This window comes from Candidatus Eisenbacteria bacterium (genome assembly GCA_016867495.1).
Classification (GTDB): Bacteria; Eisenbacteria; RBG-16-71-46; order CAIMUX01; family VGJL01; genus VGJL01.
This window is the reverse complement of sequence record VGJL01000263.1, coordinates 1-2,860: the sequence shown is the minus strand read 5'-3', so window position 1 is coordinate 2,860 and position 2,860 is coordinate 1. Positions and strand designations below refer to the sequence as shown.

Below are 2,860 nucleotides of genomic sequence, written 5' to 3'. Positions count from 1 at the left end.
TCTTCTCGGAGCAATCCGATGAGGCCGCCGCGAATCTCGCAGATCTCGACACGCCCGCGGCTCGCCAGATGCTCGTCTACCATCACACCGATCCGCCCGGCGGGACGGGCCAGGCCGATCCGCTGCGGGCAGCCCTGCTCGCGGACTTCGCTTCGCTGGGGGGCTATCCGGCATCGCCGCGCCTCGTCGCAATCGCGAACGGCAGCGGCTCGCGCGCGACTCAGGGGTTCAACCCGGGCGCCCAGATCATCCAGTGGGAGTACCGCAGCTTCTTCGTCGACTTCACGGGGAACGTCTGGGCCGTGCCGAACGGATCGAGCCAGCTCATCTTCGACGGATTGATCGACTTCATTCTCCTTCCCGCCGATCGGTCTCAGGTCGTCGTCTCGGGCACGCTTCCCTACGACAACGCCCCCGGCGGATGGCGGGACACGATGGCCCAGCTCGCCGCGAGCGACCCCGGCTACGGCGACATCATCGCCTTCCATCCCAACCACTGCTTCATCCCCTCCGTGAGCGCGCTTGGGCTCGCGACGGGCGATCTCTTCCACGACATCGCGGGCGACCCGAACATCCTGGAGATATCCCCTTTCGACGCGGTCTACTTCCCCGCCGCGAACCAGGAGCACATCACCATCACTCCCGAGAACGCCCCCTGGTTCATCGCGGAGATCGAGTACGGGCTGAGCGCCATCGCCGACGGGGACGGCGGCGGTCCGGCGGTCGCGGGCATAGAAGCGGAGCCGAATCCGATCTCGGCGCCCGGCCTGATTCGCTTCACCCTCCCCGAGGCGGGCGCGGTCCGCGTCACACTCCACGACGCGCTGGGCCGCCGCGTCGCGACACTCGCCGATCGCGACTTTGCGGCGGGCCGGTCGGCGATCGCGTGGGACGGGCGCGATCAGGAAGGGAATCGGCTCGCGCCCGGCGTCTACTTCCTCATGCTCGAGGGCGACGGCTTCGCCGCGGCGAACAAGATCGTCGCGCGCTAGGGCGCGCGGTTCTTCACGAACCGGTCGAGCCACTCCTGCGTCTCCCAGATCAGGTGCAGGATCGACTCCCGCGCGCGGTAGTTGTGGCTCTCATGGGGAAGCATGACCAGCCTGACGGTCCCGCCCATGCCCTTCATCGCGTTGTAGAGCCTCTCGCTCTGCATGGGAAAGGTCCCGGGGTTGCTGTCCGCCTCGCCGTGGACAAGCAGAAGCGGCTCGTCGATCTTGTCCGCGTGCATGAACGGGGACATGGCGAAGTAGACCTCCGGCGCCTCCCATAGGGTCCGCTCCTCGGACTGGAAGCCGAAGGGGGTGAGCGTGCGGTTGTAGGCCCCGGTCCTGGCCAGTCCGGCCGCGAAGAGGTCGGAGTGCGCGAGCAGGTTCACCGCCATGAAGGCGCCGTAGGAGTGCCCGCCGATGGCGATCCGCCTCCGATCCGCGACCCCCCTGCGCACGACTTCCTCCACGGCCGCCTCGGCGCTCGCGACGAGTTGGTCGAGAAAGGTGTCGTTCGGCTCCTGGTCCCCCTCGCCGACGATCGGCATCTTCAGATCGTCCAGGACGGCGTATCCCTGCGTGAGCCACAAGAGGGGCGACCACCAGCCGACCCAGTCGAAGCGGTGGGGAGAGTCGGTGATCTGTCCCGCGGCGTCGGCGCTCTTGTACTCCTCCGGATAAGCCCACATCACCATCGGCAGAGGCCCCTCATCGGCCCTATAGCCGACGGGCAGGTACAGCTTGGCCGACAGCGCCACGGAATCGGCCCGCCGGTACTGGATCAGCTCCTTGCGGAAGCCGACAAGCTGCGGGGTCGGATGGGCGAAGAAGGTGAGCTGGCGCAGACCGCCGCCGCCAAGATCGCGGACGAAGTAGTTGGGAACCTCCGTCACCGACTCGCGCCTTGTCAGGACCTGCCCGCCCCCCGGATCGAGAACCGTGATCGACTCCTCGTAGTGCGGAGCCTCGGATCGGAAGAGCCGCTCCGCCCTGCGCGTCGTCAGATCGAAACGGTCCAGGAAGGGACGATCCCCCTCGGGAGAAGCCCCGGCGCCGCGGAAGTAGATCTTCTCTCCGGCGGAATCAATCAGAAGAACGAGGCGCCCGGCCGCGTTCCGCGCCAGAACCGGCTCGCCGGGATCCGAGTAGCGATCCTCCCAGGACCGATCGATCAGAAGCTCCGCCTCGACATCAGGCTGATCGGGATGAGCGCACCACAATCTCTGGTTCCGCGTCTTCCACCACCAGCCCGCGATCACCGCCAGGTCGCCCCTTCCCCAGGTCGTCCCGCCGTATCGGATCGGCAGGCGAGTCCAGAGAACCGGCCGCCCTTTGAAGGGCGCATCCAGGAGGTAGACGGCGTCTCGGAGCTCTGCGTCCTTCCCGGCGTCGCCGCCGTCCAGAGCCTCCGCCCAGCAGAGCGTCGCCTGCGCATCGGCTCTCCAGACGAACTCGCGAGGGCCGGTCTCGACGCTGCCGTAGGTGATGGGGATCCCCTCCTGAAGGGGCCGATCGGTGACCATGTGGACAGGCTCCCCGCGCGCCGACCAGATCTCCACGCGCATCGGGAAGCGGTCGCCCGTGACGAGGTACGAGAAGGGGGGGTGGATCGTCTGGACGAGGATGTACTCGCCGTTCGGACTGGGATCAAAGTCCCAGATGATCCCCTCTCGACCGAGGGGCGTGATGGATCCGTCCAGGTCGATTCTCGCAAGCTGCGTCGTGAAGTAGTGGACGAAGAGGTCTTCGTCGTGCGGGCTCTGGAGCAGATCCTGGTAGGTGCGCGCGGGAGCCGCCTTCCCCACGCTCTCCTGGACGATCGGTCCGTCCGGGATGGCGGGCTTCCCGGGCTCCGCGCCCCTCCCCTCCGG

At 67.6% G+C, this 2,860-nt stretch carries 2 protein-coding genes; one reads left to right on the top strand and one right to left on the bottom strand.

The window, feature by feature from the left end; genetic code table 11:
• A partial coding sequence (locus FJY88_13185) for a hypothetical protein (protein MBM3288280.1) occupies nucleotides 1-992 on the top strand: 992 nt, incomplete at its 5' end.
• Here the strand turns inward: FJY88_13185 and FJY88_13180 are convergent.
• A partial coding sequence (locus FJY88_13180; protein ID MBM3288279.1) for a S9 family peptidase occupies nucleotides 989-2,860 on the bottom strand: 1,872 nt, incomplete at its 5' end. The two genes, FJY88_13185 and FJY88_13180, sit on opposite strands and share 4 nt — an antisense overlap.